Source organism: Bacteroides sp. ZJ-18 (assembly GCF_011038705.2).
Lineage (GTDB): Bacteria > Bacteroidota > Bacteroidia > Bacteroidales > Bacteroidaceae > Bacteroides > Bacteroides hominis.
In genome coordinates this window covers 4,722,713-4,746,833 of record NZ_CP072198.1, presented here as the reverse complement: position 1 = coordinate 4,746,833, position 24,121 = coordinate 4,722,713, and the positions used below count along the sequence as shown (strand labels likewise).

Below are 24,121 nucleotides of genomic sequence, written 5' to 3'. Positions count from 1 at the left end.
TAGCATAAAGAAACAGGCGGCAAGTAAAGCGAAATGCTTACATTTGTACGCTATATCCTATAATAATGCCGAAAAAGAAACGCAGTAAAGCTTTTTGGAACAATATTAAGTTCAAGTACAAACTCACTATCATCAACGAGAATACGCTCGAAGAGGTGGTGGGACTTCATGTATCCAAGTTGAACGGGCTTTCCGTGTTACTTTCGGTTCTGACCCTGCTTTTCCTGTTTGCTGCTGCCATTATCACTTTCACCCCTTTACGCAACTATTTGCCGGGATATATGAACAGTGATATTCGTGCGCAGGTTGTTGAGAATGCCTTGCGGGTGGATTCTTTGCAACAGCTGGTGGACCGTCAGAATATGTATATCATGAATATACAAGATATTTTCAGCGGAACAGTGCGGGTGGATACCGTACAGTCAATGGATTCACTGACCACTATGCGTGAAGATTCGTTGATAGCCCGTTCCGAACGTGAAGAAGCTTTCCGTCGCCAATATGAAGAGACCGAAAAATATAATCTGACCTCTATTACCTCTCAGCCCGATGTGAACGGATTGATTTTCTATCGTCCGACCCGTGGTATGATATCCGATCATTTTAATGCTGAGAAGAAACATTTTGGAACCGATATTGCCGCTAATCCCAATGAAAGTGTTCTGGCTACCCTTGACGGTACAGTCATATTGAGTACTTATACGGCCGAAACCGGTTATCTGATCGAGGTACAGCATAACCAGGATTTTGTATCAGTCTATAAACATTGCGGTTCGTTGCTGAAGCGTGAGGGAGATACTGTGAAAGGCGGTGAAGCAATTGCTCTGGTCGGGAATAGCGGAACGCTCACTACCGGTCCGCATCTCCATTTTGAACTTTGGCACAGAGGACGGCCGGTTAATCCTGAAAAATACATTGTATTCTAATAATGAACGAGATAAAGAAAAAACAAATAGCTATCTTAGGTTCTACGGGCTCTATCGGTACACAGGCCTTACAGGTTATCGAGGAGCATCCCGAACTGTATGAAGTTTATGCACTGACTGCCTATAATAAGGTAGATCTCCTGATAGCTCAGGCACGTAAGTTCCTGCCTGAGGCTGTGGTTATAGCTAACGAAGAGAAATATGTACAACTGAAAGAGGCCCTCAGCGATCTGCCTGTTAAAGTTTACGCCGGTACTGCCGCTTTATGCCAGATTGTAGAGTCCGGTCCTATTGACGTCGTACTGACAGCTATGGTAGGCTATGCAGGGCTGAAGCCGACCATGAATGCCATTCGTGCCGGAAAAGCGATTGCGCTTGCCAACAAGGAGACGCTGGTTGTTGCCGGAGAGCTGATTAATCAGTTGGCACAGCAATACCGTACACCGATTCTTCCTGTCGATTCTGAACATTCAGCCGTGTTTCAGTGTTTGGCCGGAGAGGTGGGCAATCCGATCGAGAAAGTAATTCTGACTGCTTCCGGTGGTCCTTTCCGTACATGTACCATGGATCAGCTGAAAACCGTGACGAAGGTGCAGGCATTGAAGCATCCGAATTGGGAAATGGGAGCCAAGATCACCATTGATTCTGCTTCGATGATGAACAAAGGCTTTGAAGTGATTGAAGCTAAATGGCTGTTTGGAGTACATCCCAGTCAGATAGAGGTGGTAGTACATCCGCAGTCTGTTATCCATTCGATGGTACAATTCGAGGATGGAGCCGTAAAGGCCCAGTTGGGTATGCCGGATATGCGTCTGCCTATCCAGTACGCTTTCTCTTATCCGGATCGTGTCAACTCGTCTTTTGACCGGCTTGACTTTTCGAAATGTACGAACCTTACTTTTGAGCAACCCGATACCAAGCGGTTCCGTAATCTGGCCTTGGCTTACGAATCGATGTATAGGGGAGGGAATATGCCCTGCATTGTCAATGCGGCTAATGAAGTGGTAGTGGCTGCTTTCCTTCGTGATGAAATCAGCTTTCTCGACATGAGTGATGTGATAGAACAGACCATGGGGCAGGTATCTTTCGTACAGACTCCTACCTATGATGACTATGTGGCAACTGATGCGGAAGCACGCCGGATTGCCCGTGAATTAATTTGTAAATAAATAAATTGTAAATAATCTGATGGAAACATTTTTAATCCGTGCCCTGCAATTGATTATGAGCTTATCTTTGCTCGTCATCATTCATGAAGGGGGGCACTTTCTCTTTGCCCGCCTGTTTAAAGTACGGGTAGAAAAATTTTGCTTATTCTTTGACCCTTGGTTCACACTATTCAAATTTAAACCTAAAAAAAGTGAGACAGAATATGCTGTCGGTTGGCTGCCTTTGGGAGGTTATGTCAAGATTGCCGGTATGATTGACGAGTCAATGGATACGGAGCAGATGAAACAACCCGAACAACCATGGGAGTTCCGCTCCAAACCTGCATGGCAACGCCTGTTGATTATGGTAGGCGGCGTGTTGTTCAACTTCCTCCTGGCCTTGTTCATTTATTCCATGATCTTGTTTAAATGGGGAGATCAGTACGTTCCCGTGCAGGAAGCTCCGTTGGGTATGGATTTTAATGAAACGGCCAAAGCGGTGGGATTCCAGGACGGAGACATTTTGTTGTCTGCCGATGGAGTGGACTTTGTACGTTATGATCCCGACATGCTCAGTCAGATTGCCGATGCACGTGAGGTAACGGTGTTGCGTGAAGGTAAAAAGGCCTCTGTATACATCCCGGAAGATATGATGCAGCGTTTGCTGGCAGACAGTGTTCGTTTTGCCGAATTCCGCTATCCTTATGTAGTAGACAGTGTGATGGTCAATTCACCTGCGGCAATGGCCGGTATCCAACAGGGGGACAGTATCATTGCCCTCGATGGAAAGTCGATTTCTTATTCGGACTTCCTGATGGCTATGGCTGACCGAAGAAAGAATGCAGCAGCATTACAGAAAGATAGCATCGATCCGCACCAGATCACGTTGACTTATGTACGCGACGGAAAGACGGATATGTTGACTGTGGTCACTGACTCTGCTTTTAAGATGGGAGTAGTGATCAATAAGTATACAGATCAGCTTCTTCCTGTTATAAAGAAGGAGTATGGCTTTTTCGAATCATTCCCTGCCGGTGCGGCGTTGGGGGTGAAGACGTTGAAAGGTTATGTGGGTAATATGAAATATCTCTTCTCCAAGGAGGGTGCCAAACAGTTGGGTGGTTTCGGAACCATCGGCAGTATTTTCCCTGCAACCTGGAACTGGCATCTGTTCTGGTACATGACCGCTTTCCTGTCTATCATCCTTGCGTTTATGAACATCTTGCCTATCCCTGCACTGGATGGTGGACACGTACTGTTCTTGTTCTATGAAATCATTGCCCGCCGCAAGCCGAGTGATAAATTTATGGAATATGCACAGATGACGGGTATGATCCTGTTGTTCGGTCTCTTGATTTGGGCAAATTTCAATGATATACTGAGGTTCTTCTTTTAGACGGAAGTAACATCTTATAAATAAACTACGAGCTGCAAGTGATTGCGTGATTATTCCGCGGATACTTGCAGCTCGTGGTTTATGATCGTTAATGGTAGTTTTTTATATTTTCAGCATCTTCTTTTCTCTCTCCAGATCCGATTCATCCAACTTGGGTGACGGTACTGTACAGGTTTTTATGTAGTCGCCTTCCTGGCATGTATAGTTATAATAGATCTCTTCTTCCGGTGTCAGTTCCGCTTTGGGAATCAGTCTGCCTTCCATTTTCAGAAATGCGTCTATATCCGTGCTGTCCGATTGCTTCACCAGGACGATTCTCCGCGCTATCGGGTTGTGGTTGTAGTCCAGGCATAGATACAATCCCTTTAGCATGTTGGGATATTCATAATGTGGCAGTTGCAGATAAATGGTGACCATGGCAAACTGTGGCAGTTCCCGTTCGTTGAACATCAGATAGGAGTTTTGATGATTGCTGATGATGCCGCTTCCCCAATGTACCGATTTATAAGCATTGATCATGCCTACTTTGACGTAATCATTATTCTCTGATGCGCAGATCAGATAGGGTTCTGCCTTGAGACTGTCAGTCGATGAAGAGAGACTGTAACTCAGATATGTACCGCTATAATTATACACTTCTTCTACAGACCCCTGCATTTCTTTTTCCAGGAGTTTCAGGAACGTATTTCCCATGTTGTTTGTTTCCTGGTCGGGTTCCAGGTCGAACAAGCGCTCCTTCATTCCGCTCAGATTGCCAAGCAGGCGTTTTTTCGACACATTGTTCACCAAAGCCAGTGCTTCGTCCAGTGCCTCTTCCTGTGTTTTGGTTTTTTGCAGATTCAGGTAAGCAGGAAGTACACTCGAATAGAGTGCGGACAACACACTGGGGGCCATATTGATCCAGTCGGCTATTTCCTTCATTTTCACTCCGTTGTTACGGAGGTATTCTATTCTTTTGTATATCTCTTCAAGTTCGTTCATGGTATATCGACACGTTGTTTGCATTGCAAATATATGACTTTTGGATTATATAATCATGATATGAATGTTACATTAATATTTCAGCAGAACCCTGCAGAATATAAATGAAATGAATCCTGCAAATTCATTTTTGCTCTGTCCGCTATGCCCTACATTTGCACCGGATTCAAAAACAAGGAAAAATAGATATAAAATGAAAAAGATTGAATGTATCATTATGGACTGGGCCGGAACTGCGGTCGACTACGGATGTTTCGCTCCGGTGGCCGCCTTCATCAAGGCCTTTGCCGAAAAAGGGCTGACGATTGACGTCGTGCAAACCCGGAAACCGATGGGGTTGCCCAAGATTCAGCACATTCGTGAACTGCTGACTATGCCCGAAGTAAACGAGCAATTCACTGCCCGCTATCAGCGTGACTGGACGGAGGAAGACGTGGTGGAACTGAACCGGCTGTTTGAGAAATATCTTTTTGCTTCTCTGAAAGAGTACACAGATCCTATTCCGGGTGTAATCCCTACCTTGGAAAAACTCCGTGCCGAAGGACTGAAGATAGGCTCTACTACCGGTTATACACGTGAAATGATGGACGTGGTGCAACCTGCGGCTGAGGCTAAAGGTTATCGTGTAGACTATTGTGCTACTCCGAATCTGCTGCCTGCCGGACGTCCGGCTCCGTACATGGTTTTCGAGAATCTCACAAAACTGGGCGTGCCGTGTCTCGATACCGTGGTTAAAGTAGGTGATACCATTGCTGACATCAAAGAAGGTGTCAACGCTAAAGTATGGAGTGTGGGAATCGTGTTGGGCAGTAATGAAATGGCACTTACTGAGAAGGAGGCCGGCAGTCTGTCCGAAACTGAACTCGAAGCCCGCGTCTCCGAAGTCAAAGAACGTATGCTGGCTGCGGGAGCCTCTTACGTCATTCGTAGCATCGAAGAACTTCCCGCACTGATTCAAACTATTAATTCAAAACTCAATTCTTAAAACGATATGAAACCTTATTTGTTATTAACTCCCGGACCTCTTACCACATCAGAAACCGTAAAAGAAACCATGATGACCGACTGGTGTACATGGGACGAGGATTATAACCTGCACATTGTGGAGGAAATGCGTAAACAACTGGTAGGCATTGCCACTCGCAATACGGAGGAGTACACTTCCGTACTTTTGCAAGGTAGCGGCACTTATTGTGTGGAAGCAGTTATCGGTGCTGCCATCGGAAAGAACGATAAACTTCTGATTTGCAGTAATGGTGCTTATGGTGACCGTATGGGAAATATTGCCGAATATTATCATATCGACTATGATCTCCTTGCTTTTGAAGAAACGGAACAGGTATCGGTAGACTATGTAGACGATTACCTGAGCAATAACTCAGACATTACTCACGTGGCTTTCGTTCACTGCGAAACGACTACCGGTATCCTGAATCCGTTGAAAGAGTTGGCGCATGTCGTGAAAATGCATGGTAAGAAGCTTATTGTGGATGCTATGAGCAGCTTCGGAGGTATCCCGATGGATGTCAGTGAACTGGGAATCGATTTCCTGATCAGCAGTGCCAATAAGTGCATCCAGGGTGTGCCGGGTTTTGGATTCATCATTGCCCGTCGTTCCGAGTTGATGCGTTGCAAAGGAGTTGCCCGCTCACTTTCACTCGATATTTATGACCAGTGGGAGACAATGGAGAAAGGACATGGCAAATGGCGCTTCACTTCACCCACCCACGTGGTGCGTGCATTCAAGCAAGCTCTTACCGAACTGATTGAAGAGGGAAGAGTAGAGGCGCGCTACCGGCGTTATTGCGAGAATCACCGGGTATTGGTGGAGGGTATGCGTTCGCTGGGATTCAAGACTTTGCTCGATGATGCTATCCAGTCGCCTATCATCACTTCCTTCCTTTACCCGAAAGCAGGATTCGATTTTAAAGATTTCTATACTGCTCTGAAAGCTAAGGGATTTGTTATCTATCCCGGAAAAATCTCAAAAGCGGATACTTTCCGTATCGGTAACATCGGAGATGTACATCCGGAGGACTTTGCCCGCTTGGTAGAAGTTGTGAGAGAGACTGAATACTAATGAATGATTATTGAGTTTTTGTCTTTAACGTAGAAGGTTGTGAAAGCCGCATACTACTCACTACTGCTGCGACAAAAGCAAATCCGCTGCCTGCTATCAGACAGACCGCTGTACTTTTTTCGTGTACTACGAAACTGAAGAGTAAAGCAACCAGCGTTGTACCGAATGTCTGTCCTAAAAGCCGTGCCATACCCAACATTCCGCTGGCTCCCCCCGAACGTTGTGTAGGGGCGGAAGAGATGATTGTACTGTTGTTGGGCGTCTGGAAAATACCGAAACCTGCACCGCAAAGCATCAATCGCAGAATGATACTGATGACCGATGAATCTGCTGTTAATGTAGATAAAGAATAGAGCCCGATGCAGAATAATGCCATACCGATACTACCCAGTATGCCGGGGTGGATGCGCTCCACAAGGTATCCGGCTGCCGGTGCTGTCACCAATGTGGCGATGGGCCACGGAGTCAGCAGCAATCCCGTCATTACTTCGCTGTATCCCAGTGAGTTTTGCAGGAAAAAAGGAAGAGAAACCATAGCCAGCATCTGTGCTGTGAACGAACAGATGGAAGTCAGGATCGATAACCTGAAGATAGGTATTCCCAGCAGGTCGAGCGGTAAAAGAGGGGACGGCTGGTTCAGTTGCCTGTGGGCATAATACGTGCCGACAATGGCCAATACAGCCAGTTGGATGGCTATATAATCGTTTTTCTCGTGATGGGCAAATCCGTCCAGTGTATAGATAAGCAGTCCGAAGGTGATAGCGTTGGCTATGGCACTGAGCTTATCGAATTTCCGGTTGGAACGTTCTTCTTTTCTCGGCAGGTACTTGCATCCCAATATCAGGGCTGCAAGCCCCAGAGGGACATTGATGGCAAACAACCAATGCCACGAGGCGATGGAAAGAATGCCGCTTGCCACCGAAGGTCCGGCTGCAGCCGATATGGCCACTACCATGGCATTGATCCCCATTCCTCTTCCTATCTGATTTCGGGGATAGATGGTACGTAACTGGGCAGTGTTGACACTCGTGATGGCTGAGGCGCTGAAGCCCTGGAAAATGCGGGCAAGGGTCAGAGTCCAGAACGAATGGGAGAGGGCACATATCAGGGAAGTGACTATGAACATGGCAATGCCTGAAAGAAAGATCTTCCGGTATCCGTATATTTCGCCTAACGACGAAAACGAAAGCAGCGATATCACAATGGCGAGCTGATACCCGTTGATGATCCAGGTTGTGACCGCAGGTGAAGTTCCGAAGTCGTGCGAGAGGGTCGGGAGTACTACATTGATGATATTGATGTCGAGCACCGACATACATAAGGCGAAAGAGATGCCGACAACTGCCCAGATGCGGCGATGGAGGGGGAGACCGTCAGTTTCGTCAATTTCCGAAGTTTGTGTAAGCTGAGCCATAAAGAACCTTTTAAAAGAACTGCCACAAAGGTAAACAAAGTCAAGCTTCTTCGGTTTGAGAGTACAATGATATATAAGTTTTTTTAATTCATGAATTTCAGCGAGGCATGTAGCGGAAGTCTTTTTCAATACGGATGACACAGATTTACACTGGATCTTATTGTTGATAATCAGCAAAATGAATCAGCAATCCATGTAAATCTGTGTCATCTGTAGTTCTGCTTCCGATACGCCTTCATGTGTATGTCAGCCTGATAATCCTCTGATTGCTGCTACCTCTGAATTCCAGATGTGGAGAGTAAAGTTCTTGTCTGAAGCGTCCGTCCACCAATACATCTATATAAGGTAGTACGGCAGCCAGTGCCGGATCTGCCTGAATCTCTTCGTACGTATATCCTGTATAGCACCAGATATTCTGTCCTGTCTCTTCTTTTATCCTCCGGATAAGCGGAAGAAACGCTTCCGGGTTGTAAAGGGGATCTCCACCGGAGAAAGTCACTCCATCCAGCAACGGATTCGAATTGATTTCACGGATGATGCAGTCCAGACGCTTTTCTGTCAATTCATCTCCGGCCTGCGGATTCCAACTTTCCGGATTATGACAACCCGGACAGCCGTGCCGGCAACCTGCCAGATAGATGGAATACCGGATACCTTCTCCGTCGACAATCGTTTCCGGATATGTATAAAGTATATTCATGACTTTATTACAGATGCTTCACGCGATCTCTCTCTTCTGCCCGTTTGGCGGAGTTCCACGAACTCAGGTCGCCCGTCAGATAACCTGTGATACGGCGCATGCGCAGGATATTCTCACTTTGGCATACGGGACATTTATCGTAAATCACTCCCTTGTATCCGCAGTTGTGGCAGGTGTCTACCGGGTGGTTGATAGAACCGTAGCCGATACCTTCGTCAAACATTACTTTTACGATCTTGGCAATGGCGCGTACGTTTTTCTGGGCTTCTCCGTCCAGTTCCACATAAGTGATGTGCCCTCCGCGGGTGATAGCGTGGAACGGAGCCTCTCTTTTTATTTTTTCTACAATGCTGATCGGCTCTTTTACATCCACATGGAAAGAATTGACATAATAATCGTTGTCTGTCACTCCTTTGATTTTTCCGTATTTACGGCGGTCCATACGGGTGAAACGTCCTGAAAGTCCTTCGGCGGGTGTAGCCAGCACCGAATAGTTCAGATTGTATTTGGCTTTGTATTCATCAGCCACCTTGTTGATTTCCAGCACGGCTTCATAAAGGGTGTCCCATGCCTTCTGGCTGTGTCCGTGTCCCTCTCCATAGAGAGCCACCATGGCATTGTGTCCACCCAGGAAGCCGATACCCAGCGTACCACTGCGCAGCACGTCGCCTACTTGTTCGTTCGGGTTCAGGGCAGCTCCTCCTTTCCATACATCATTTCCCATCATGAAGGGGAATTGGCGTGCCAGGGCTGTACGCTGATATTGATAGCGCTCGTAGAGTTGTTCGGCTATCAAGGTAGCCGTTTCATGTATCGATTCGATGAAAATTTCTTTAGCCTTTTTCTCGACGGCATCTTTATTGTGTCCGTCCTCCGTCATATTTTCTGCTTTGATACGGGCTTCGATGGCAAGGCGCGGCATATTGAGTGTAGTGAACGAAAGGTTTCCGCGTCCCAAAGACGATTTCTCGCCGGCTACGTTCTCAAACACACGTGTGCGGCATCCCATGGTGGCCAGTTCGTAACGGTAACGTTGCGGGTCGTTGGCGTCCCATTTTTCGTTTTGGTTGAACGGGGCATCCAGAAACATAAAGTTAGGGAAGAGTGCTTTTGCCGTAGTGTGGCAAGCTTTCAGGAACAGGTCGAAGTTGGGTGCTTCAAATTTTAATTTACCTTCCATGGCAGCATCGAAATTAGCCATAGCCTTTTCATAATCGGCTTCTGTGTACGATACTCCGTTTTTTATCTTGAATATCTGGATTGGGAATACCGGCACTTCTCCCCTTGTGCCCAGTCCCTCTACGGTTGCTTTCAGTAATTCTTCAATCACCATGCGTCCTTCGGCCGAAGTGTCTGTTCCATAATTGATCGAACTGAACACTACCTGGTTTCCACCGCGTGAGTGCATTGTGTTCAGGTTATGGATAAAGCCTTCCATGGCCTGGTGCGTATCTTTCTGAGTCTGCACAAATGCTTTCTCTATAATTTGGTTCAGATGTTCTTTGTCGATATTGATCTGTAGGGCAGTCAGGGCCATGCGCAGCGTTTCGCGTTCCAGTTCCGATGCTTTGATGGACGACAGATGTTCGGCAATCACTGTACGGATAGCCTTTTCTTCTATTTCTTCACCCTTGTTCATCTGTACATAGAAGCTGATGAATGATGCCAGGTGTTTACGGAATGATTTGCTTACCCCTTTTGCCATAAAGAAGTCGAATGCCGGTATGGCCTGACCTCCGTGCTGTTCGTTCTGGTTAGTCTGGAAAATAATGGTAGCCAGGGTAGCATAACTTTGAATGCTTTGCGGAGTACGTATACTGCCGTTCTTGGTGCGGAATCCACGTTCGAAGAGGTCATCCATGTCATACTGGATACAAGTCGTGGTTTTGGTCGGGTAGTAATCCAGGTCATGGATGTGGATGTCTCCCAATTGGTGCGCCTCGGCAAAACGTTTCGGCAACAGATATTTATATGTATAGTCTTTGGTTACTTCCGAGGCAAATGTCATCATCTGTCCGGCGGGGGTATGACTGCTCATATTGGCGTTGCTCAGGTTGACATCGTTTTTATCGATAGCTACGATACCGTCCATCACATGCTTCATCTGGGTCTTTTTGTCTCGTTCGGTGTTTCGCCATTCCCGATAGATGATGTACTTTTTGGCTACTTCCGGACGAACCTTCATCAGCTCTTTTTCTACCAGGTCCTGAATTTCTTCTACCGTAATGGTAGGAGATGCAAATTGTCCGATTACGTTCATCGTGATGTCAGCAATCAATTGCTGTTCATCATTGATTCCTGTGGCACTAAACGCTTTTGATACAGCGTTCTTGATTTTACTGATGGAGAAGTCCTCCCTTTTACCATCTCGTTTGATGATACAAATTTCCGCGTAGTTCATAACTTTAACTCCCGAAAGCTTTAGATTTTTTTTAATATGTTTACTTTTTCAGCAGGTCTTCTGACTTATCTCTCCCTCGCAACGCCTTCCCACGCTGGGCGCAGTGGCATAGTGTGCGGATTCTCAGAGAATTACAGCAGCGGGTACTGTCGCCGATTTGCACAGCGTTCCCTCGTGACTAAACCTCTTTTTAGTGCTGAAATCTGCTACAAAGGTAACAGTTAAAGCAATAAGTTGTTCTTGTTTTAACAAGAATTTTTGGAGAACTTTTCTTTCTTCCTGATACAGAAAGTTTTCCAAAACGGGAAACTTTCGGGCATGAAATTTAAATGAAGTTTGCTAAAGAATCAGCCAGATAGCTATGATATGCCCTATGCTTCCGCCCAGACAAAACAGGTGAAAAACAGCATGTGTATAAGGTTTTCGCAACGAATAAAATACGGCTCCCATGATGTAGGAAGCCCCTCCTCCGATAAGCCACCAGAAGGCGGGAGAAGCTCCGATGGCGGAGAGGCAGTCCATCAAAGGTTTCAGGGCTACCAGGATGGCAGAACCCATTCCGACGAAGCAGACTGTTTCAAGATTACTGTGTTCTTTCAGTTTTTTAAAGGCCAGTATGAAGCCTACGATGGCCGACAGCCATACGAAAGCGAATATTCCCCAGCCCCAGCCACCGGCATGGCGCAATACCAATAAGGTAAACGGGGTATAAGTGCCTGCTATGTGCAGATAGATGGCGCCGTGGTCGAATTTGCGGAGAAGTTCTTTACGGCTGCCGGGTCTTGAACCGTGATACCAGGTCGAACTGATATAGGATGCCAGCATTCCCGCCAGGTAGACCAGCACACAACCTGTCGCCCAATAGGGATGTGGGTTGGCAAGTGCTTTTTCCAACAGAAAATATCCTGCGGTGATACCTAACAGAATACCTGCACCATGACTTAGGGTGTTGGATAATTCTTCGCCGTGTGAATATCGCTTGTTCTCCATTCGTGTGTATATAGGTGATGTGGTAGCAATTTAATAAGATGACCGCAGATTTGAGAGTTTCGACACACCCTCTTAAAATCTGCGGTCATCCTTTCCTTTTTAGAAGTATCTTGTATCAGGCAGCAGATTTATACCAGATGTCCGATCCATTCTTCGCGGTCGCCCGGCAACAGGTCGATTACCGGTACTTCCACCATGGTGTAGCATCCCGGTTGCTGCTTCATCGAAGCGCGTGCCACGCATACCAGTACCTGTGCGGTCAGTGCGGGATTATTGATGCGCATGTTGAATTCGAACAACTGATTCTGGGTTTTTCCCGATACACCTTTGCGGGTCAGGTTTACACCGTGTCCCATGTCCAAGAGTGCATCCACGCTCGGCACTTGCTTTACGTGGGTTTCGTCGTTCACGAAATAAGCGTCCGATTTGATTGCGGCTGCCACGTCTTCAAATTTATATCCGTCTTTCAGTTCGATGTATACCATGCGGCGGTGGATTCCTGTTCCGGTAGGGATAGTCATCGATAAAGCCGCTTTCACTCCGTCGATTGCTTTCACGGCTACCGTGTGGCCCATGCTCATACCCGGACCGAAGTTGGTGTAAGTGATGCCTTTGGGGGCGATTGCTTCGAGCATGGTGCGTACGATGGAGTCGCTTCCCGGATCCCATCCGGCCGAGATGATCGATACCGCCCCGTGTTCTTTGGCACAAGCACCCAGTTCACGGCGGAGATCTACGATTCCGGTGTGGATATCGAAACTGTCCACTGTATTGATTCCCATTGCGAGGATTTCTTTTGCGTATTTCTCAACGCTGCGGGTCGGAGTACAAAGAATAGCCACGTCTACTCCCTGAAGTTCCTTTATATCTTTAACTACTGCGTAATCATTCAGTTCAGCCGGTTTGTTCTCGGCACCTGCACGACGAACCACACCTGCTATCTCAAAATCGGGAGCCGCTTGGAGGGCTTCCAGCACATAACGACCAATATTGCCATAACCTACGATGGCTGCTCTTACTTTTTTCATCTTTTTATTGGTTTTGTTTAACACATTTCTTTATTTCGGTTGCAAAATTAGTCATTTTCTTTGTTTTCAGGTCTCTTAGGGGTGTTAAAGTTAGTTTTTGTTATTCAAGGTTCGTGAAGCACAATATTTATTATCTTTGCGTTCTGATTATAACCATTATGATAGAATACATCAAAGGCGAGATTGCCGAACTGAGTCCGGCAACCGCAGTTATCGATTGTAACGGATTAGGATATGCCGTTAATATATCACTCAACACTTATTCTGCCATTCAGGGTAAGAGCAGTTGTAAACTCTATATCTACGAAGCCATCCGCGAAGATGCTTACGTTTTATATGGCTTTGTCGACAAGCAGGAACGGGAACTTTTCCTGCTGCTGATTTCCGTTTCGGGCATTGGAGGAAACACGGCCCGCATGATTCTTTCCGCTCTTTCACCGGCCGAACTGGTAAATGTGATCAGTACCGAAAATGCCAATATGCTGAAGACGGTGAAGGGTATCGGACTGAAAACAGCGCAAAGGGTCATTGTCGATTTGAAAGACAAAATTAAAACGGGTGCTGTGGCTGCTGCCACCGGAGGAGTGACCGGTACATTGCTTCCGGCCATGAATGCGGAAGTGCAGGAAGAAGCCGTTGCCGCCTTGACGATGCTGGGCTTTGCCGCAGCGCCTTCTCAGAAAGTGGTGCTTGCCATTCTGAAGGAAGAGCCCGATGCTCCGGTGGAGAAAGTCATTAAGCTGGCTTTAAAAAGACTCTGAGAGCGGACGGAAGGGGCATTGCTGTCGCAGATTGCATAATAGAGTTACAGCGTAGAGGAAGGAAATGTGATTGTTTATGTAATCTGCGATAGGGCTTTGTCGTTGTGTTGGTCTTGTTTTCTTGAAATGTGTGAGTTTAAATTTGTACGGTACATGCATATTGGGTTATGTCGATGATTGGAAGTTTACTTCCCGCATTATTTACTTCCTGCATGAATTCCTTACACTCCTGCTCTGTCATTTTCTTTCTGCAGTAAGCATAATATAAAAAATCAAGTGTAGTCAGATAGGTAATATTATTCTTGGAGCAATATTCTTTTATGTCTTTCAGGTTACTGCTCCCCAATACGTCTCGGTTGTCTCTGCAATAGATCATGCATGCACTTTCTCCTTTTCCCAGAGTGCGTTGCAATAAAAAGAACTCTTTCATTGATTCCCTCTTTGGGGAAAAAAACTCTTTTTTCAATTTAGGGAAGAAATGGAGATACTTATCTATAAAATCTTTTGTACCGGAATTTTGGGAAATTTCATTATATACCACATCCAATATCAAGTATTCGTACTCCGGAAATATATCGGGTAATATTGAGAAATAATTAGCCTCCATGAAATGGATAATTACATCAGCATCGAGTACTATCTTCGTTTTCTTGTGTTCCATTGATGTTTATTTTATGGAGTAACTCTATATAGTGACCTTCTGAAATTTTTTCCTGTTCGAATAGCTTGCGGGCTTTTTCACCAAAATCACCGATAACCAGTCCTTCGTTGGCCGGTTCGTATAAAGCTGTGTCATATCCGAAACATTTGGCAGAGTATTTTACTTTTATTTCTGCCAATTTGGAACGTGTACTTTCTGTTATAAGTCCGATATTTTGTAATCTATACAATAGAGCGGAACGGGAAACGGAAAAATAGTGTTCAAGTTTTAGGACTGTTGCCATCGAGATGTTTTTGGTTTTTAATTCCATTTCAGGTATTAACTGGCATATACCGCCCTCCGGCATTAATAGAGAGGAAGCAAACATGTCGGCACATTGTTCTATCGGATCTTTGCTGCCACATCCCGGATTACATTTGTGAGGAGCCGGTTTTTTCTCTATATAAAGGTGGTATAATTCGTGAGCTATCGTAAAGTGTTGCCTTCCTCGTGGTTGATTAGAATTGATAAGCATGAAACGGTGCTCTGAATTATCTTTCAAGCACATTCCTGAGAAGTTGTCGGATAAAGGTCTGAAAACAGTGAGTATGTTTAGTTTCAAAAGTAAACTTTTCAAGGTGATGGGCTCGGTGGCACTAAGCCCATTGTCCGTGCGAAATTCTGAGACTTGCTTCTCTATGATAAATTTATTCGGCTTCATTTTGGGCAATGCGTTCCATTTTGAGATAAGACTTTACGATATCCTTGAAAGCAGCTATTTCTTTCAGGTCATTTTCTCCTAAATCTGAAATTCTGAAAGCTGTAGCCATGATTTCATTATTCGTCTGAATATTGTCCTCAAACAATATAAAAGGTTCACAGCCGAATAAATTTGAGATATCTTCCAAAATAGTATAAGGAACCTCTCTTGTTCCTCCTTCGTAATTGCTGTAAGTAGAGCGTTCTATATTAATAGATCGTGCTACTTGTTCTTGCGTAAAACCGGATAACTCTCTAATCTTTTTTAGATTCTCTCCAATAATTTGATTAACCGTTTTCATTCTGCTCTTCTTCTATATTCTGTGGCAAAATTACCTATAATTTTCTGTATATACAAATATTGCCACGTAATGTTTCCTCATTTATAGTTCTTTATCTAATCGTGCCTTCAGATTTGAAGAGAACTTTTTGTGTGGATGTGTTTTTATCATCGGCTTTCATGACTTTCAGGGAGTGAGGTATGAATTGTCTGAAATAATTTTCTGATACATCCTCAAATCCAGTTTTTTGCCGAACTTTTCCGCTACCTGCCGGATGTTTGCGCAACACTCGAAGCCACATCTCTCAAACAGGCGTATGCTGGCTTCGTTTTCTCCCGAAACCAGTGCCATTATATTGCTGAAGCCTTCTTGCCGGATGATATCTTCCAGTCGGAGTATGGTTTGTTTTCCATACCCCTGACCTGTGAACTCCGGCTTCAGGTAGAGGGTCAGTTCTACCGAAATGCGGAAGGCTTCTCGGGGCTTGAAACGTGCGAAATAGCAGAATCCGCAAGGAGTTCCTTCGGGAGTTTCAATGATGAACGACCGGTAGACGGGATCGCCTACGGGGATGTAGTTTTTCAGTTCGTCGATGGAGGCGCAGTGTACAAAGTACACCACTGTCGTGTGGAGGGTGTAATAATCGTAGATGTCTTTTACAAAAGGCAAGTCGTTTTCCGTGAGCGTTCTGAGCGTAATATCCATTGCCGTAAAGTTCATTAATTGCCGCAAATGTAGCTAATCTTATCAGAAAAGAAGTACATTTGTTTCCGTAAATCAACACTACAATTCATGAAATTGCAAAAAATATATCGTCAACAGTGGATGGAAGCCCATCCACGCATGCAATCGGCAGATACCGATCAGTGGTACGTGGATTTTGCCAACAGGCTGTTGCCCGTATTTGAGAAGTCGGAGCTTACCGGACAGATGATTCATAAGAACCGGGCTGTTCTCTATTTCACTTGGTATCTGGAAGATTGTGTGAATAATTCCGGTAGCTGGAATACATTCATCCGGTTGCATAAACAGTTGTATGGACGTTTCCTGCCTTTTTACACACTGACAGAGTCGTATGCCGATGATGAAATAAATCCCGAGGATGTATCTTTTCTGCTGTGGACGCTTCTTTCTCCTGTCACGGATAGTTCTCCGTCTCCTTGGAATCCGTTTGACAGTTCTCTGCTTCAGCTCGCATCCGATGTATATGCGGTGCTCGATGCCCATTTTGAACAGGCTCCCCTTACCGGTGATGAATCCACGGAGTGGTTTCCGGATGTCCGTGCCTTGTTACCCCCTCCGGGTCCTGTTTTGGATGTCTTGCCGGAAATGAATCTCCCCCGTGATGTAGCGAACTTCCTGAGTGCTTCCGGAGGAAAACAGATTGTATATTTAAAAGACTATGTTGATTTGCGTCGCTTCTGTGTCGATGCGTTGAAGTGGGCCGATGAAGAAGATTCGTTAATGCCCGAGTTGGCCGATGAAGAAGATTTTGTGTTTTTTGCCAATCCGAAAGGTGTCTTGCTGGCTCCCAATATTGCCGCTTGTTTCCGCGACGAACGAAATCCGGAATATAATCCGGAGATTGCCGAACAAGAAGGGGCCGAATTGTTTTATATTCCGGGGCTTTGTCCCATCGACTTGTTGCACTATGCCATGCAGCACGGCTTATTGCCGGAGGTCGCTTTTCCTTTCGGGGATGGCAGGAGGCTGTTGCACGAGAACTGGGATTTCATAGCCCGCAGGTATTTAGGTAAATATTATAATGAAGATTTTTATGAAGAAGAGCGGAAATAGCAATGACCGTCCGGGTAGCGGACGTCCCAAAGCTTCGGGAGGCAAGAAACCTACCGGTAAGCGGATCGGAAAGTCGAAACCCTCAAAAGCCAATAACCAGCTGAACCGTAGGGTGAAATAAGTTGTTATCTGTTATAAACAGGTTTTATTATGAAATGGGAAAGTAGTTTGATGGAACATCTCCAATGGTCGGACACGATAACCAACCGGGAGAGTAAAGAGAGGTTGGCCCGTATGATTGCCATGCGCGTACAAGAAGGCGAGGTCATTGGGGCTGGCTCCGGATCGACCGTATATCTGGCATTGCTCGCTATTGCCGAAAGGATACGTACGGAGAATCTGCACGTCACCGTGATTCCTGCTTCGATGGAGATATCGATGGAATGTGTCCGCTTGGGCATTCCGCAGACTACTTTATGGATGTGCCGTCCCGACTGGACCTTCGATGGAGCAGATGAAGTAGATCCCGACCGCAATCTGATCAAGGGAAGAGGCGGAGCGCTGTTCAAGGAGAAGCTGCTGATAAGCAGCAGCAACCGTACTTTCATTTTGGTGGACGAAAGCAAACAGGTTTCTTTTCTGGGAAGCCGTTTTCCTGTCCCCGTCGAAGTCTTTCCGATGGCTTTGCCCTACGTAGAGAGGGAAATCCGGGCAATGGGTGCTTCACGTACCCAACTGAGGCCGGCTAAAGGTAAAGATGGCCCTGTGATCACCGAAAGTGGAAACTTGATTCTCGATGCCTGGTTCAGCAATATTCATTCGTCTCTTGAAAAAGAAATCAAGTCGGTGACGGGTGTTATAGAAAACGGACTGTTTATGGGATATGATGTCGAGGTGATGGTAGCAAAATAAGATCGGAAACGGTTGATAGTACGAAAACTGAAGAGGATGTATCAAAACCCACCACAGAGTGACACAGAGGTGATTTTAAGTTGCTGATTATTAATAAAAAGACTCTGTGATACTCTGTGCTACTCCGTGGTGAAAAGAGTTATGACACATCCCTTTTAGCTTTCGTTGCCTACAAGTTCATCGCATTTCCTCCAAGGACTCCCAGTATGGCAGATGCCACTGCGATCATTACTTTTAAAATTGTGTTCCAGTTTGATTTCTTCATTTTTCTACACCTCCTTTCATGTGATTCTGATTTATGCCGTTGGGTCATCCACAATGTCTCCGTCACCGTCTTTTCCCGTTTCCTTTCCTTCCAGTGCGGCTTTGATATCGATGAATTCGATTTTATCACCGGCCCGGGTCGATGTCAGGTTCGGACGTACGCTCGACGACGGACGAAAGTTTATTTTCACCGCCATTATGTTTTTGGCCGTACAGTCTTTTTCCGCATCCACCCCTTTGGTGCGTGCCGAAAGGCTGAATACTCCGAAATCCCGGATATTGACCGACTGCCCGTTGTAGAGTGAGGTACGCATCGCCTCTACAAAATTGGTGAGTACACTTTTGATATCTCCTAATGATAACGAACTCTTCTCCTTCATTTCGTACGCAATGCTTTCCAGGCTTGCGCTTTGACCTAAAGTGACCAGTTGCGGATAAAATTTCTCTATAGCATCCGCTTTTCGCGGATCCTTTCTCGCGATTTTTTTGTATGGAACTGCCATTGTCCGATAATTTTTTATGGTTAATAATTAAGAATGCATCCGGAAGGTCGGACGAGCTCTTTCCCTTTCTTCCGGTATGTCAAAGATACCGCTTTGTAACCCCTGTTTTGTGCTTGTTGACGTGGGTTGAGGCGGTATGGATAAAAGATTGAAAATCAATGAATGTTTTGTGAAATAGTATGACTTCTGCTATGATATGTCGTTTGTTTTTGTTATCTTTATGCTATTGTAAAGTTCCGATTATTTATTAATTTAAAATTGAAAAACATGAAAGATTTAGAAGATGACGAGAGAGAGTTTCCTATCCGTGTATATACAAAAGTCGAGTTGGCTCTGCTTTATGCACCCCATTTGTCTGAAAATGCCGCCCTCAATAATCTCAGCCGTTGGATGCGGCACAACAAACTCCTGATGGCTGCGCTCGAGGAGGTGGGATACTATAAATACCGCCATTCATTTACGCCCAAGGAAGTTCGTCTGATCTTTCGATATATGGGAGAGCCGGGAGCATAAAATTAGAGAGAAACCAATACCGGTATTGGTTCGGAAGATTTGATAAGAAGTTGAACTTGTGTAATTTATGCACAAGTTTAAAAATAATAGGTATTGATTTTAATCAAAACAGCTAATATCTTTTTGTCAATAAAACGCCAATATATGTCCTGCCCCGTAACAATATATGTAATCGAAATAACATATATTGTTACGGGGCATTTCTCTTCTATCTCCTTCTTTCCGATACTTTTAAAACGGTAACTCTTCCATCTCCTTTCCCTTCTCCCTTTTCCTGAAGTTTTCGCTCACCTCCTGCTGGCTGAGTTCCACTACGGCATACTCCGTAATGCCATGGACGTTTACACGCTTGCCGAAGGCATCCCTTTCCAGAATCTGTACCAACACCTGTTGCGTTTGCGCGTTGGCTTGTGTCCGTCCGTATACAGATAGAGTAGCCAGTATTGCGGCGGCGGGTTTCCATTTCACCTCAAAGTCCTTTTCTCCTGCCGGACGGAAGTAAACATACAGGTTCTCTTCCAGTGGGTCTTTCATGCGGTGGCGTTCGTTTCGGGTGTTGATGTCGTCTATCTCGTTTCCTTCAAACCAATAGCGGAAACCGTCTTCTATCAGTTGCACCGCCTGTGCGTATATCCCTTTGTGGTCTACCGGAGTGCGGTAGTCGATGGCTTTTACGGGAATGACCAGGAAGCGCCGGTTTCCCCCGTAATCCCTGAGGAACTGCATGTTGTTGGTGCTGCCAATGAACGATGCCCTCCGGGGATAAAGCTGCGCCTGAGTGTCGTATACCTTCCGGATGGTGACGTTCTCCTGTCCGATGATCCGTTTGAGTTCGGCGATGTCTCCTGTCTTCACACCCTCAAACTCCTCCATGTTGATCAGCAGCCGGGTGGATAGCAGCAAGAGGTCATCCTTGTTTGCCGGGTCTATCATTCCGTTGCGGTAATATTCTCCGAGTTCCGGGGGCAGCAGGTGCCGTATCCAGGTGCTTTTTCCTTTTCCCTGTGCCCCGTGCAGCACCAGGGCTTGCTGGTTGGCTTTACCCGGTTGGAGCGCCGAGGCCACCATGGCTACGATCCAGCGCCGGAATCCTTCTCTCCAGAATTCCTGATCCTCCGCTTGTATGGTGTCCGCCAGTTTCCCGATGTGGTCGGTTGTCCTGTCCCACCGCACGTTTCCTCCGAAGTAGTCGGTAAAGGGATTGAACTTCGGTGTATAGTCCGAGTCGATGACCGACTTCAGGCTGTTGAGCGGATAGGCGATGCCCTGTCTGCTGATGTTCAGGAAGATGGAGTTGAGATCCTTGTTCCGCATGGCGTAGAATGATTTTCCCTCCTTTGTTTTGGACAGGTCGCACATCTCCAGTCGGTCGAGTACCGTATTTCTCCTGAAAGCGTAATTCTTGTTCAGATAGTCTATCACCTGTTCCACGGGCGGTATCTTTTTTTTCTCCTCTGCCCGTTCCGTTCTGTCCGTATATGTGTAGGCGTTCGCGATGGGGGTGTCTGTATCCATCTGTCCGTCCTCCCCTAATTTCACTGCTGCCAGACGCTTGACTTCCGCCTCTTCAAGTCCCTTTCGGAAACATTTGTTTCCCAGGGTGAAGAGGAACGAATTGCGGTTTCCCTCTGTGTATTTCATCAGCCTGCGGGTAGAGCTGAGGCATTTGTTGAATTCCATGCACGTGTAGGCGCTGACTTCCCCTGTTGGGTCCGTTGCGGGCTCTTCCTTCTGCCTTCCCCTCCGTGCAGGTTCGGGGGCTTCGATGGTGAATGTCCGTTGCGGGATGTGTGCCACCCGCCGGGGAGAGTAAAACGCCCTCGGGTCATACGAAGCGAAGACACCTCTCGACAAGTCCTTTCCGCTGGTGTCCACTTCCGTCTCCAGAAGTTTCTCGTAGTGTTTACGGGCCAGTTCGTACATTCCCGCGTGATACTGCTCCAACCGGCTGTAAGTGATTGCCGGTGTCCGGAAGAACGCGTTTCGCCACCCTTCCGCTTCGAGGCTTACCGGATAGGCGAGCACCTTGAATCCGTGTTGCTTGGCGGTGAGGAAACAGGCGAGTGTCGCTTCGTCTGTTTCTATCAGGGCCCGTATCCGGTCCAGCTCCTTTTCGGGCAGATGGTCCAGGTCGATGGTGATGATGTCATTGTATGCGGCGATACTATGCGCCAGCCTGCATTCGTGGTAGTTTGCCGTGACGGTGAAGTAGTCCAGCTGCCGTTTTACGTTCTCCGCTTCCTTGGTTTTCCCTTCACTAATATGCCTTCCTATTTTCTCAATCAGGGCGGCATAGCGACTGCTGCGTACCTTTTCGATTAATTCATTCAGGGAGCATCTCCCTTTTACTTTGCTGAAGCCCCTGTAAGTAGTAATACTAATGTTTTCCATTTTTCTGTTTTCTTTAAGCTCGACGTAAGTGTCTGCGGCTGTAAAATTAGGGATGATTTTATAAACCTTGTTAGACGTTTTCTTTGAAGAATGTCTTTATTTCGTCTAAGATGTTTGTTTCCAGATCTTTATCCGTTCCCTTTTTCTCCTCTTTCAGAAATTTTAGTGTGTTAAATATTTCTGTTTCAATGGATTGTACTGACATCTCCTTTGTGGGGTTTTGTTTCTGTCCGAAGTATAGCATACGGTACATGATATGTGCCAATTCACGGATTCCTTTGCGCTTTTTCGTTCCTTTTTGCTGGTAATTCAACCATAAGAAAAAGAGGATAACCAGCTCTCTGTGAGTAGTTATGTCGAGTTTTTCCGGTTTCTTTTCCAGTGTTTCTAAAATTCTCTTACTCTCGTCAGTTTTTCCGTTTGTAATTACTACATAAGGAATGTCTTCTATGTTGAGAATCATTCCTTCATTCGGTTTTTTTTGCTCATTTTGTCTAATATGATTTATTATTACGAAGGCAAAATTAACTGTTCTTAGTATATAATCCGTTATATACGCGTATATTGTTTACTTTTAATTGATGTTTCACCCCGTCCTGAAAATAGGTTAAGTATACCTGACCTGTTTTCATGACAGGGTAAAATCAATTTAAAAAGAGAGTATTATGCGTGTACGCGTGTGCGCGATTATATAAAGGGCGTCGGTGAATAGGGGGATTTTAGTGTAAATAGAAAAGAGTATGTTTCAAAAAACGTTCGTTTGTTTAAACACCATTTTTGACAGAATTTTAAAATCTCCAAAAAGAAAAATTCAAAAAAAGAAAAGCTAATTTAAGAGTTTTAATAATTGATTGATTCACAGATAGATAAAAGTACTATTAAAAGAGAAAACAAATTTATTTATAAAAATATTTTGCTATAATAAAAATGCTGTTTACCTTTGTTCCATTGAACGAACGTTTTTTGAAACATCAATGACTTCTAATTCATTCGTTCATAGAGCTTTATCTCTGAAATTCTTCTGTTTCTTGGAAATGGTCAATTTCAGGGTACTTACATAACATTTCATCGTTCTCCTGCTGTGATAGGGGAGAGTCTTGAGATCACATGAATGCAAGTAATACTGATATTCGCATTACATCATCTGACCGGGAGGTACTTTCGTACTCCGGTGTCCCCAAAGAATACCCTTTAGTGAAGGAATCCGACAACATCCATTGGTATGCTGTGCGAGTCACCTACAGCCGCGAACTTTCTTTGAAAACGTACCTTGACAGCGAATCCATCGAGAATTTCATCCCGATGCGCTACGAGTATATCGTGAAGAACGAACGCCGAGTGCGTAAACTGGTTCCCGCTGTTCATAATCTGGTATTCGTCCGTTCGTGCCGTGAACGTATCGACCGTATCAAAGAAGAGATGGGTATATCCCTTCCGATCCGTTATATCATGGATCGGGAAAGTCGCCAGCCGATTGTTGTTCCGGACTCCCAGATGCGCAGCTTCATGGCGGTTGCCGGCAGTTACGAGCAGCAACTGGTTTACCTGGAGCCTTCCGCTGTTGCCTTCCGTAAAGGCCAGCGTGTGCGTGTGACGGGTGGTCTTTTTGCCGGTGTCGAAGGTGAGTTCATCCGTGTGAAAAACGACCGTCGCGTGATGGTTTCCATCCAGGGAGTGATGGCCGTTGCCACCACCTACATCCATCCTTCTCTAATCGAGCCGCTCGATCTTTAAACAGTAAAATAGCAGACAGTAAATCGTAAATAGTAAATATTCCCATGAACTCTTTAGATTCTCAAATTACCGCTTTGTACACCTTGGCGCACGAACTTCTGTATCTGGGTTCCGATGGCAGCCCCATCTACAGCGACCACTTCAGCCGGTTGAACGGTGATGTACTCAGCCGTGCCAACACTTTATATCCCCATCATGGCTCCACCGACGAGGAAGAAGCCCGTTTGTGCCTTTCGCTTCTGATGGGTTATAACGCGACGATCTACAATAACGGTGACAAGGAAGTCCGCATCCAGCAGATCCTGAACCGTTGTTGGGAAGTGCTCGACCGCCTGCCCGCTTCTTTGCTGAAGGTGCAGCTTCTGACTTATTGCTATGGCGAAGTATTTGACGACGATCTCTCCCGTGAGGCACACAGCATCATCGACAGTTGGGGAGAGCGTGCCCTTTCCGGCGATGAATGTGAGATTGCCGAACAACTCCGCAGCCTTGAAGAGAATCCTTATCCCAACTGGGAAGTAGAGGAGTGAACTCTTTTCTTTTTCGACACAACACTGTATAT

At 45.8% G+C, this 24,121-nt stretch carries 26 protein-coding genes and 1 riboswitch; of the genes, 12 read left to right on the top strand and 14 right to left on the bottom strand.

Annotated elements, in window-relative coordinates:
- Nucleotides 1-65: 65 nt before the first annotated feature.
- The 3 genes from G7Y45_RS19230 to rseP are packed head-to-tail and all read left to right on the top strand — an operon-like array spanning nucleotide 66 to nucleotide 3,470.
- Nucleotides 66-926 carry a M23 family metallopeptidase gene (locus G7Y45_RS19230; RefSeq protein ID WP_005821606.1) on the top strand — a complete coding sequence of 287 codons (861 nt, stop codon included), beginning with the start codon at nucleotides 66-68 and terminating at the stop codon, nucleotides 924-926.
- Nucleotides 927-928: 2 nt separating this feature from the next.
- Nucleotides 929-2,095: a 1-deoxy-D-xylulose-5-phosphate reductoisomerase gene (locus G7Y45_RS19225; protein ID WP_165016140.1), complete on the top strand. Its 1,167-nt coding sequence runs from the start codon at nucleotides 929-931 to the stop codon at nucleotides 2,093-2,095.
- Nucleotides 2,096-2,114: 19 nt separating this feature from the next.
- Nucleotides 2,115-3,470, top strand: a complete 1,356-nt coding sequence (gene rseP / locus G7Y45_RS19220) for an RIP metalloprotease RseP (RefSeq protein ID WP_165016137.1) — start codon at nucleotides 2,115-2,117, stop codon at nucleotides 3,468-3,470.
- Between the two features lie 102 nt (nucleotides 3,471-3,572).
- On the opposite strand, the gene G7Y45_RS19215 is transcribed toward rseP, so the two are convergent.
- Entirely contained in the window at nucleotides 3,573-4,451 is an 879-nt protein-coding gene (locus tag G7Y45_RS19215) for a hypothetical protein (RefSeq protein WP_005808233.1), read from the bottom strand.
- A 193-nt stretch (nucleotides 4,452-4,644) separates the two neighbouring features.
- On the opposite strand from G7Y45_RS19215, the gene phnX reads away from it, so the two are divergent.
- Entirely contained in the window at nucleotides 4,645-5,436 is a 792-nt protein-coding gene (gene phnX / locus G7Y45_RS19210) for a phosphonoacetaldehyde hydrolase (protein WP_005808231.1), read from the top strand.
- Between the two features lie 6 nt (nucleotides 5,437-5,442).
- Complete coding sequence (phnW, locus tag G7Y45_RS19205; RefSeq protein WP_165016134.1) at nucleotides 5,443-6,531, top strand: 2-aminoethylphosphonate--pyruvate transaminase; 1,089 nt, start codon at nucleotides 5,443-5,445, stop codon at nucleotides 6,529-6,531.
- 7 nt (nucleotides 6,532-6,538) lie between these two features.
- Here phnW and G7Y45_RS19200 read toward each other — a convergent pair whose 3' ends face one another.
- The 5 genes from G7Y45_RS19200 to G7Y45_RS19180 form a co-directional block, all read right to left on the bottom strand.
- Nucleotides 6,539-7,945: an MFS transporter gene (locus G7Y45_RS19200; protein WP_165016131.1), complete on the bottom strand. Its 1,407-nt coding sequence runs from the start codon at nucleotides 7,943-7,945 to the stop codon at nucleotides 6,539-6,541.
- Between the two features lie 235 nt (nucleotides 7,946-8,180).
- Entirely contained in the window at nucleotides 8,181-8,645 is a 465-nt protein-coding gene (nrdG, locus tag G7Y45_RS19195; RefSeq protein WP_005781186.1) for an anaerobic ribonucleoside-triphosphate reductase activating protein, read from the bottom strand.
- Nucleotides 8,646-8,652: 7 nt separating this feature from the next.
- Complete coding sequence (locus tag G7Y45_RS19190) at nucleotides 8,653-11,046, bottom strand: anaerobic ribonucleoside triphosphate reductase (RefSeq protein ID WP_032539763.1); 2,394 nt, start codon at nucleotides 11,044-11,046, stop codon at nucleotides 8,653-8,655.
- Nucleotides 11,047-11,078: 32 nt separating this feature from the next.
- A riboswitch (cobalamin riboswitch) is annotated at nucleotides 11,079-11,262 on the bottom strand.
- A 123-nt stretch (nucleotides 11,263-11,385) separates the two neighbouring features.
- The gene (locus G7Y45_RS19185; protein ID WP_165016128.1) at nucleotides 11,386-12,036 is read right to left on the bottom strand and encodes a hemolysin III family protein; all 651 of its coding nucleotides are present in this window, start codon (nucleotides 12,034-12,036) and stop codon (nucleotides 11,386-11,388) included.
- Nucleotides 12,037-12,164: 128 nt separating this feature from the next.
- Complete coding sequence (locus tag G7Y45_RS19180; RefSeq protein WP_005821599.1) at nucleotides 12,165-13,064, bottom strand: diaminopimelate dehydrogenase; 900 nt, start codon at nucleotides 13,062-13,064, stop codon at nucleotides 12,165-12,167.
- A gap of 158 nt (nucleotides 13,065-13,222) precedes the next feature.
- Between G7Y45_RS19180 and ruvA the strand changes: the two genes are divergently transcribed.
- Entirely contained in the window at nucleotides 13,223-13,825 is a 603-nt protein-coding gene (ruvA, locus tag G7Y45_RS19175; RefSeq protein ID WP_005821598.1) for a Holliday junction branch migration protein RuvA, read from the top strand.
- A 136-nt stretch (nucleotides 13,826-13,961) separates the two neighbouring features.
- On the opposite strand, the gene G7Y45_RS19170 is transcribed toward ruvA, so the two are convergent.
- The 4 genes from G7Y45_RS19170 to G7Y45_RS19155 form a co-directional block, all read right to left on the bottom strand.
- Nucleotides 13,962-14,486 (bottom strand): hypothetical protein, encoded by a 525-nt coding sequence (locus G7Y45_RS19170; protein ID WP_032535438.1) that lies wholly within the window; start codon nucleotides 14,484-14,486, stop codon nucleotides 13,962-13,964.
- A complete protein-coding gene (locus G7Y45_RS19165) occupies nucleotides 14,449-15,186 on the bottom strand; it encodes an ImmA/IrrE family metallo-endopeptidase (protein ID WP_165016125.1) in 738 nt (245 codons plus the stop codon). The genes G7Y45_RS19170 and G7Y45_RS19165 overlap by 38 nt, the downstream gene beginning before the upstream one ends.
- Nucleotides 15,173-15,526, bottom strand: a complete 354-nt coding sequence (locus G7Y45_RS19160) for a helix-turn-helix domain-containing protein (RefSeq protein WP_005808213.1) — start codon at nucleotides 15,524-15,526, stop codon at nucleotides 15,173-15,175. Before G7Y45_RS19160 ends, G7Y45_RS19165 begins: the two co-directional genes overlap by 14 nt.
- Before the next feature lie 165 nt (nucleotides 15,527-15,691).
- Entirely contained in the window at nucleotides 15,692-16,225 is a 534-nt protein-coding gene (locus G7Y45_RS19155; protein WP_165016123.1) for a GNAT family N-acetyltransferase, read from the bottom strand.
- A 72-nt stretch (nucleotides 16,226-16,297) separates the two neighbouring features.
- Here G7Y45_RS19155 and G7Y45_RS19150 point away from each other — a divergent pair, with 72 nt between their 5' ends.
- The 3 genes from G7Y45_RS19150 to rpiA are packed head-to-tail and all read left to right on the top strand — an operon-like array spanning nucleotide 16,298 to nucleotide 18,154.
- On the top strand, nucleotides 16,298-17,302 hold the full coding sequence (locus tag G7Y45_RS19150; RefSeq protein WP_165016121.1) for a DUF3843 family protein: 1,005 nt from the start codon (nucleotides 16,298-16,300) through the stop codon (nucleotides 17,300-17,302).
- Nucleotides 17,283-17,423 carry a hypothetical protein gene (locus G7Y45_RS19145; protein ID WP_022011774.1) on the top strand — a complete coding sequence of 47 codons (141 nt, stop codon included), beginning with the start codon at nucleotides 17,283-17,285 and terminating at the stop codon, nucleotides 17,421-17,423. The genes G7Y45_RS19150 and G7Y45_RS19145 overlap by 20 nt, the downstream gene beginning before the upstream one ends.
- 29 nt (nucleotides 17,424-17,452) lie before the next feature.
- The gene (gene rpiA / locus G7Y45_RS19140; protein WP_005781172.1) at nucleotides 17,453-18,154 is read left to right on the top strand and encodes a ribose 5-phosphate isomerase A; all 702 of its coding nucleotides are present in this window, start codon (nucleotides 17,453-17,455) and stop codon (nucleotides 18,152-18,154) included.
- A 169-nt stretch (nucleotides 18,155-18,323) separates the two neighbouring features.
- Here rpiA and G7Y45_RS19135 read toward each other — a convergent pair whose 3' ends face one another.
- Nucleotides 18,324-18,419 (bottom strand): smalltalk protein, encoded by a 96-nt coding sequence (locus G7Y45_RS19135; protein WP_156127618.1) that lies wholly within the window; start codon nucleotides 18,417-18,419, stop codon nucleotides 18,324-18,326.
- 31 nt (nucleotides 18,420-18,450) lie between these two features.
- Entirely contained in the window at nucleotides 18,451-18,921 is a 471-nt protein-coding gene (locus tag G7Y45_RS19130) for an HU family DNA-binding protein (RefSeq protein ID WP_032535435.1), read from the bottom strand.
- 267 nt (nucleotides 18,922-19,188) lie between these two features.
- On the opposite strand from G7Y45_RS19130, the gene G7Y45_RS19125 reads away from it, so the two are divergent.
- Nucleotides 19,189-19,434 carry a DUF4248 domain-containing protein gene (locus tag G7Y45_RS19125; RefSeq protein ID WP_005790540.1) on the top strand — a complete coding sequence of 82 codons (246 nt, stop codon included), beginning with the start codon at nucleotides 19,189-19,191 and terminating at the stop codon, nucleotides 19,432-19,434.
- Between the two features lie 231 nt (nucleotides 19,435-19,665).
- Here G7Y45_RS19125 and G7Y45_RS19120 read toward each other — a convergent pair whose 3' ends face one another.
- Together G7Y45_RS19120 and G7Y45_RS19115 are read right to left on the bottom strand one after the other, a co-directional pair.
- Nucleotides 19,666-21,825, bottom strand: a complete 2,160-nt coding sequence (locus G7Y45_RS19120; protein ID WP_165016119.1) for a VapE domain-containing protein — start codon at nucleotides 21,823-21,825, stop codon at nucleotides 19,666-19,668.
- 70 nt (nucleotides 21,826-21,895) lie between these two features.
- Nucleotides 21,896-22,288: a hypothetical protein gene (locus G7Y45_RS19115; protein WP_005781156.1), complete on the bottom strand. Its 393-nt coding sequence runs from the start codon at nucleotides 22,286-22,288 to the stop codon at nucleotides 21,896-21,898.
- Nucleotides 22,289-23,019: 731 nt separating this feature from the next.
- Here G7Y45_RS19115 and G7Y45_RS19110 point away from each other — a divergent pair.
- Nucleotides 23,020-23,559, top strand: a complete 540-nt coding sequence (locus G7Y45_RS19110; RefSeq protein ID WP_032538091.1) for a UpxY family transcription antiterminator — start codon at nucleotides 23,020-23,022, stop codon at nucleotides 23,557-23,559.
- A gap of 44 nt (nucleotides 23,560-23,603) precedes the next feature.
- Complete coding sequence (locus G7Y45_RS19105) at nucleotides 23,604-24,089, top strand: UpxZ family transcription anti-terminator antagonist (RefSeq protein WP_005808198.1); 486 nt, start codon at nucleotides 23,604-23,606, stop codon at nucleotides 24,087-24,089.
- Nucleotides 24,090-24,121 lie beyond the last annotated feature (32 nt).